The organism is Planktothricoides sp. SR001, from assembly GCF_001276715.1.
GTDB lineage: Bacteria > Cyanobacteriota > Cyanobacteriia > Cyanobacteriales > Laspinemataceae > Planktothricoides > Planktothricoides raciborskii.
Genome location: NZ_LIUQ01000037.1, coordinates 59585 through 66631, shown reverse-complemented (window position 1 = coordinate 66631; position 7047 = coordinate 59585). Strand labels below are relative to the sequence as shown.

Annotated in this window: 7 protein-coding genes; 3 read left to right on the top strand and 4 right to left on the bottom strand. The window is 44.5% G+C overall.

The window, feature by feature from the left end:
- From AM228_RS19690 to AM228_RS29960, 4 genes are all read right to left on the bottom strand, one after another.
- Window positions 1-992, bottom strand: a 992-nt coding sequence (locus AM228_RS19690; protein WP_197285345.1) for a YbjN domain-containing protein, incomplete at its 3' end; no start/stop codon positions are given.
- A gap of 354 nt (window positions 993-1346) precedes the next feature.
- Window positions 1347-1841 (bottom strand): hypothetical protein, encoded by a 495-nt coding sequence (locus AM228_RS19685; RefSeq protein WP_054468406.1) that lies wholly within the window; start codon window positions 1839-1841, stop codon window positions 1347-1349.
- 522 nt (window positions 1842-2363) lie between these two features.
- On the bottom strand, window positions 2364-3077 hold the full coding sequence (gene hetL, locus AM228_RS19680; protein WP_054468400.1) for a heterocyst differentiation pentapeptide repeat protein HetL: 714 nt from the start codon (window positions 3075-3077) through the stop codon (window positions 2364-2366).
- Window positions 3078-3362: 285 nt separating this feature from the next.
- Entirely contained in the window at window positions 3363-3512 is a 150-nt protein-coding gene (locus AM228_RS29960) for an isochorismate synthase (protein ID WP_072160858.1), read from the bottom strand.
- 585 nt (window positions 3513-4097) lie between these two features.
- Here AM228_RS29960 and AM228_RS19675 point away from each other — a divergent pair.
- The 3 genes from AM228_RS19675 to AM228_RS19665 all read left to right on the top strand — a co-directional run bounded on the left by AM228_RS19675 (window position 4098) and on the right by AM228_RS19665 (window position 6971).
- Window positions 4098-5507, top strand: coding sequence for a nicotinate phosphoribosyltransferase (locus tag AM228_RS19675; RefSeq protein WP_082348961.1), 1410 nt, complete (start codon window positions 4098-4100; stop codon window positions 5505-5507).
- Window positions 5508-5608: 101 nt separating this feature from the next.
- Window positions 5609-6292 (top strand): nicotinate-nucleotide adenylyltransferase, encoded by a 684-nt coding sequence (locus AM228_RS19670; RefSeq protein WP_072160857.1) that lies wholly within the window; start codon window positions 5609-5611, stop codon window positions 6290-6292.
- Window positions 6210-6971: an NUDIX domain-containing protein gene (locus AM228_RS19665; RefSeq protein ID WP_082348960.1), complete on the top strand. Its 762-nt coding sequence runs from the start codon at window positions 6210-6212 to the stop codon at window positions 6969-6971. The genes AM228_RS19670 and AM228_RS19665 overlap by 83 nt, the downstream gene beginning before the upstream one ends.
- Window positions 6972-7047 lie beyond the last annotated feature (76 nt).

The following is a 7047-nucleotide window of genomic DNA, read 5'->3' as shown; positions in this document are numbered from 1 at the left end:
GCTTTCTGGAGATTCGCCGAAGGCTGTTCTCCCAATTGGGCTTGGGTCAGGTAGGCAATCCCCAGATTATTCAAAGTGCTGGAAAGGTCTTTCTCCAGTTTCAACTCACGGCGAATATTAGCCGCTTCATCATAAGCAGCGATCGCCTGTTTCAGATTCGTTGATGGCTGTTCTCCCAACTGGGCTTGGGTCTGGTAGGCAACCCCCAGATTAGTTAAATTTCGGGCATATTTATCGGGGACAGTCTCGCGGGGACGGGCTTCCAGAACTAAATGATAAAGACCAATAGCAACCGTGACATTTATTTCCCGATGTCCTCTAGGATACTGTTGCAGACTATTTGCCAAGTCGCCAATCAGTCCTACTACACCATCTCGCATTTCTGGTTTAGCAGTGCCGACCATTTCCAGAAAAGTCTGGGCGGCTTGGGGTAATTGGGGGTCAAGTTGTCCCCCGCGTTGGTCTAGTACCTGATAAACTGCTGTTTCGCCACCTTCATTCTCAGCTTGAAGCAAAGCCCCGAAAAAAGCTAAGGTTTTTTGATTGGTTCCTGGATTTTGAGAATTGCCAGTATCTTGTCCCGTGGCTAATACTTGCTGTAACCGTTCTTGTCCCTGTTGGGCAATTTGTACTGCCCCTCGCAACGTGCGCCAAAACTGTTTGGCGGTCAGTTCGCTATCTTCGATGGGTAAATCTGCCTGCACTCGCACTTCCCCATCTTCTGGGTCTCGTTGCCACCGCACCAGTTTATGCTGCAAACCAAAATATGCCAATGTTTCTAATGCTGCCTCATAGTGGGGATGGTCTGCGGGTACGGTCAGCAATTGCGGCAGAATAATCTTGATAAATTCCCCATTTTCTTCTACGGCAATCAATACAGCTATGTCATTTACTGATAGCAATAACCGCTGCTGTTCTGGGTCTGGCTGATATGTCCAGTCTTGCTGGTCGAGAAAGCCGCAAATTTGGGTAAATAGTTGTTGCGAGTCCATTATGTTCTCCTAAAATATGAAACACAGAGGCACAGAGGAGCACAGATAAGAGAGACCCGTGCAGCCGTTCCAGTTCCGCCTGAAGTCCCGCCAATGCCTCACTGGGTAGCATCTCTATCAACTTGTTTAGCTGACAACCCGCCTGGGGTTTAAACCCCAGGCTAATAGCTAAAGTCCTCTAAAGAGGACTGTATTCTTTGCGTGAGAATGGTAGAGAGTCGGTTTCAACCGACTTGCGCTATCAGCCAGGGATTTTAATCCCTGGCGGGTCATTGGGTCTGGTTTGAACCACAAAGGCACAAAGGACACAGAGAAGAGAGACCCGTGTTCTCTGTGTCTCTGTGGTGTAAAAATTTAATCTTCCAAAGCGGATAGCATTTCTCGTAATGCCGCTATTAACGCTTCTCTGGTCTCTAACCCTGGGTCATTGCCGGTAGCTAAGACGGCTTTTAACCGTTTCATCCCCTGTTCGGTCAAGTGAATTAACCCCGATAACAAGCGGTTAAATTGTCTCTCGGTCAATGGTGCATCTTCTAAGGCTATTCCCACACTGGTCGGCACTTCGCCGTCACTGGGGTCATATTCCCACCGCAACAGCTTCACTTCCCAGGCAATAGCTAACATGGTCTGAAAGGCCACTCCTTTATATATATGGTCTTTGATATATAGAAGCTGCGGGGCAAATAAACTAAGATATTCCCCGTTTTCCTGTAACTCAACCACGATGATAAATTGATCCACCTCGTCCGAATTCACTCCGGTAATGATGCGGTTGCGTTCCGGTTCCTGGTGGTAGCGCCAACCGCGCCGCTGTAAGAATTCCCCCACCTCTGCTAATGTTGTGGCCATAATGTTGATTCCCTTGTTGGTTGCTATTCCTTTAACGATTATCTCTGATTTTTTTATGCAAAATTCAGATAGGGTCTGGTTTGAACCACAAAGGCACAAAGGACACAAAGAAGAGAAGTCTCTGTGTCCTTTGTGCCTTTGTGGTGAAATTCCTTAAATTTAAGTTTCTACTGCTTTAACGGTTATCTCTGATTTTTTTATGCAAAATTGGGAGATGGGTTTTGGGGAAGAGGGCGAGGATGGGGGATCGCTCCGGTATGAAAGCAAGAAGTCTATTGAGTATAATTAATTTTAGTTTAATGTTTTGTTTAGTTTAATGTTGAGTTGAATTTTTAGTTTAATTCTAGTCTAATTTATTTACAACCGACTCTCTACCATAGTTTCAAATCATGTAATCATATAATTTTAGTCGGATTTATCCGCCCCCCGCATTCGCGGGGGCAGACTTTAGCGATGAGCCAATTGGGGTTTTTAATTTTCGATGGTTTTTAACCCCCAATTGGCTTATCGCTAATACCGTTTTCAATCATAAACGGTTCCATCAGGCATAATCGCCCCTTGTAAATTCGCATCTTTCAGAATTGTCCGAGTTAAATCCGCATGAGTCAAGTCAGCATTACATAAAATTGCCCCAGTTAAATCCGCATAACTCAAATCGGCGCCGCGCAAACTTGCCCCTGTTAAATCCGTTTCCCAATAGTCCGGTTCTTTGCCCACGGTCAAATTTGCCCGACAAAGTTTTGCCCCATCTAAATTCGCTTCCACCAACAAGACACCACGCAAATTGGCATAGCATAAATCCGCCCCGGTTAAAATCGCTTGGCTTAAGTCTGTGCGGTGTTCTAAGCTCGGTCGTAAATCCGTTTCAAATAAAGACGCATTCTTGAGGATTGCGCGTTGAAAATTCGCCCCACATAAACTGGCTTTACTGAAATTCGCCTCGTAACAATTTGCCCGCACCAAATAACCTCCACTCATGTCTACATCTCGGAAAATCGCCTCAGATAAATCTGCGTCACTAAAATCTGTTCCCCAGAGAATCGCTTCACTCAGGTTTGCTTTGTGGAAAATGCCATGATTAAAATGTGTTTTACCCAGTCTCGCTTGCCGTAGATCCGCTTGAGTGAAATCCAGGTTTTGTAAGTTTTGGTTCAAAATTTCCGCTTCCCGCAGGTCTACTCGGTGAAACGTCCGCTCCCCTTGAGCATATTGTTGAAGAATGTCATTAAGGTTCATATTATTCCTAGTTCAATTCTGTGAACAAAGTTATTTTACTAGGATAATGTGCTTAGGACTGATGGTATGCAGTGATTTGGCCAAAGGAACACAGCAGAGGAGCAGGGATTAGGGAAATTTTGTCATCAAACCCCAAATGTACGGGCGACCCCCACGCTCCCTGATAATCAAAGATAAAAAATCCCAAAATTCCCAAAAAATTACCCCATTCAAAGATTTATGAATGGGGAATCGATTTAGGATGGCAACAAATCTGTTGTGTAAAAGAAAAACGTTGATTTGATGTTAGTCCGCCCATTGGGTTTTTTTGCAAGGTTCTCCTTCAAATGGTTGAACACCGATTAGGGGATACATATCGTCACTGGGGGCAAAAATGCGAGCCACTGCTTCAGACAGGTATTGCATCATGTTGGAAACAGACTTAGAGATATTCATAGCCATCTCCTGACTATTTTTGGTCAATTAACTTTCATACTTTTAGGTTAAACTAAAATCTGCTTTTGTAAATAGTTTTGCAATGTTTTTTATTAGAAGTTATAAAATCTCAACACTCTGAGGCTGTATTGGGGATGAAACCGCCTAAGTCTCTGTAAAATTGCTTAGATAATTGAGGAAAATTGTTACAATTCTTTACAAATTTTCCCATGAGGACTGCCGAGGGGAAATCGATCCCAGAAGCGTTGAGGGTAATTTTTCGGCAACTTTCTGATTAAATCACTCTATGCTGGTTTTTGGCAACCTAATTTAGGATATTTGGGGAACGGGTGTAGGGTGTAGGGTGTAGGAAGTCCGCCATCGGCAGGGGGGCAGGGGTGGAACTTATTACAGATACGTAATGAATTTAAAAATATTTTTGGTAGTTTTTACCATTTTTATACTAGAAAAAAATTAATTTTTCCATATAAATCGAGATTTATACTGGTTTGAGAAGAATTTAAGCCAAAAAAATTACCAATCAACCCTGGTTAGTTTTGGTAAAATCTACTATAATTAAACCATTGAGCCAAGGAGCGACAGGATATGGCAATTGATAATGAAGGGAATTATACCCCTCGGCCAAAGTCGATTTCGATGATGGGAGATGATCCGCAACTGAATATTACTTCAGAAGATTACAGCCTGTTGACGGATCTATATCAGTTAACGATGGCCGCTTGCTATGCGGGGGAAAGTTTGGCCGATCGCCCCGCCAGTTTTGAGCTTTTTGCCCGCCGCTTACCGGAAGGCTTTGGCTATGCGATCGCGATGGGTTTGGAACAGGGGATCGAATATTTGGAAAAATTCCGGTTTCACGAAGATCAAATTGATGCGCTGCAAGCAACGGGAATCTTCGCCAATGCGCCAGTACAATTTTGGTCTTTGTTAGAGTCGGGCAAGTTTACCGGGGATGTGTGGGCGGTGCCCGAAGGGACGGCAGTGTTTGCCAATGAGCCGTTGTTACGGGTGGAGGCCCCTCTGTGGCAGGCGCAAATTGTGGAAACATATCTATTATGTACTCTAAATTATCAAACTCTGATTGCGACGCGGGCGGCGCGGTTGCGAGATGTGGCGGGACCAAAGGCGATGTTGTTGGAGTTTGGCACCCGACGGGCGTTTGGTCCCCAGGCTTCTATGTGGGCAGCGCGGGCGGCTTTGGCGGGAGGTTTGGATGCTACGTCTAATGTGTTGGCTTCTTTGAAATTAGGCCGTAAGCCAGCAGGGACTATGGCTCATGCTTTGGTGATGGCTTTGACCGCCCTGGAAGGCAGCGAGATGCAGGCTTATCGGGTGTTTCATACTTACTTTCCCGGTGCGCCGTTGTTGATTGATACTTACGATACCCTGAATGCGGCGAGTCAGTTGACAGAACGGGTGAAGCAAGGTGAGGTGGAGTTAGCGGGGGTGCGTTTGGATTCTGGGGATTTGGTGGATTTGTCCCAGAAGGTGCGATCGCTGTTGCCAGAGGTGCCAATTGTGGCTAGTGGAGATTTGGATGAGTGGGAAGTTGCCCGATTAAAATCGGCGGGCGCTTGCATTGATGGCTATGGGTTTGGGACTCGCTTGGTGACGGGAGATCCGGTGAATGGGGTCTATAAGTTAGTCGAGATTAATGGTATCCCGGTGATGAAGCAGTCTAGTGGCAAACCCAGTTATCCCGGACGCAAGCAAATATTCCGCCGCTACAAAAATGGGACTGTTGAATGCGATCGCCTGGGTTTGATGACTGAAGATCCCCTGCCGGATGAAGTACCGTTATTACAACAAGTGTTTCAAGGGGGATATCGAGTCTCGTTACCAGAAACCTTGGAAGAAATTAGTAGCCGGACGAGTAATTCGGTAGCCGCTTTGCCGGATACTGCCCGTCAGCTAGAAAACCCCATTTCTCCGACCGTCGAAATTTCTGAGCAGTTGCAAGCTTTGACAGAGAAAACTAAACAAAATAATCAATAGTGATTGGTTATATAGTGGTTGGTTATAATTTGCTATCTGCAAGTCTCGTTCCTTTAACTAATGACATAAAACTACCGATAACCAAAAGATGGTAATTAAATATGGGAAAAATTGCCTTATTTGGCACTAGCGCCGATCCGCCGACTAGAGGGCATGAAAAAATTTTGATTTGGTTAGCGGATCGCTTCGATCGTGTAGCAGTTTGGGCTGCGGATAATCCCCTAAAACCCGGGCAAACCTCCTTAGAACATCGATTAGCCATGATGCGGTTACTCACCGCTGAATTAGCTAGTTCTAGAAGTAATCTGGGTTTTTATCCAGAAATTAGTCATCCCCGAACTATTGAGACGGTGCAGCGATCGCGAAGAATTTGGCCGAATGATTCCTTTACCTTGGTGGTGGGTTCAGATTTAATTGCCCAATTGCCCCGTTGGTATCGGGCTGAGGAATTATTGCCACAAGTAGATATTTTAGTTGTGCCTCGTCCTGGATACCCAGTAGATGATGAACAAGTGAAAAAGATTTCTCAACGAGGCACTTTTGTAAGCATTGCCCATGATTTACAAGTACCGGCAGTTTCTTCTACGGAATATCGGCAAAGGGGCAATTCAAACCCGGTAATTCCGGCAGTAATTGAAGCTTATATTCAACAGGAAAACTTGTACAGATATCAAAAAAATATTACGGATATTAAGGCAAATAATGGCAGCACCTATAGAAAACCCTCTGCGATCGATTTATCAACGTCAACCCACATTACCCACAACCCCAAAAGCGAACTTTAAAGTGGGGGTGGATAATGTAATTTTCTCGGTAGATATGACCCAAAATCGTTTATTAGTTTTGTTGGTCATGCGGGAACGAGAACCGTTTTTAGGTAAGTGGAACTTACCCCGAACTCTAGTCCGGGAACCCGAATCTTTAGAAGAAGCAGCTTACCGAATTTTGGCGGCCAAAATTCGGGTAAACAACCTCTATTTAGAGCAATTATATACTTTCGGTGGCCCAGGACGTGACCCCCGTGAGTTAACCCCACCGAGTCAGCGGTATTTATCCGTGAGTTATTTTGCTTTAGTCCGTTTTGAAGAAGCAGAATTAATTAGTACCGGAGGACGGGGAATTGCTTGGTATCCCCTGGATGAATTGCCGGAATTAGCCTTTGACCATCAGGAGATTTTGCAGTATGGTCATCGGCGACTTCGCAATAAGTTAGAGTATAGCCCGATCGCCTTTGAAGTGTTACCAGAATTATTTACTTTAAGTGATGTTTATCAACTTTATACCACTGTTTTAGGAGAAAACTTTTCCGATTATTCTAATTTTAGAAGTCGCTTACTCAAACTAGGCTTTTTAGAAGAAACTGGCTTAAAAGCTTCTCGTGGTGCGGGGCGTCCGGCTACGCTGTATCGCTTCGTTCCAGAAGCATTTGCCCCTTTAAAAGATAAACCTTTAGTGTTTATTTAATTTCAAAAAATCAGGAAATATATTAATTATTTCACAGGAAGTTATGTTAATATAAAACATTGCTGAATCAACAATC

What these genes read in the sequence shown, in the direction of transcription:
- AM228_RS19670 (WP_072160857.1), top strand. Translation starts at nt 5,609, where the DNA reads ATGGGAAAAATTGCCTTATTTGGCACTAGCGCCGATCCGCCGACTAGA.
- hetL (WP_054468400.1), bottom strand. Translation starts at nt 3,077, where the DNA reads ATGAACCTTAATGACATTCTTCAACAATATGCTCAAGGGGAGCGGACG.
- AM228_RS19675 (WP_082348961.1), top strand. Translation starts at nt 4,098, where the DNA reads ATGGCAATTGATAATGAAGGGAATTATACCCCTCGGCCAAAGTCGATT.
- AM228_RS29960 (WP_072160858.1), bottom strand. Translation starts at nt 3,512, where the DNA reads ATGAATATCTCTAAGTCTGTTTCCAACATGATGCAATACCTGTCTGAA.
- AM228_RS19685 (WP_054468406.1), bottom strand. Translation starts at nt 1,841, where the DNA reads ATGGCCACAACATTAGCAGAGGTGGGGGAATTCTTACAGCGGCGCGGT.
- AM228_RS19665 (WP_082348960.1), top strand. Translation starts at nt 6,210, where the DNA reads ATGGCAGCACCTATAGAAAACCCTCTGCGATCGATTTATCAACGTCAA.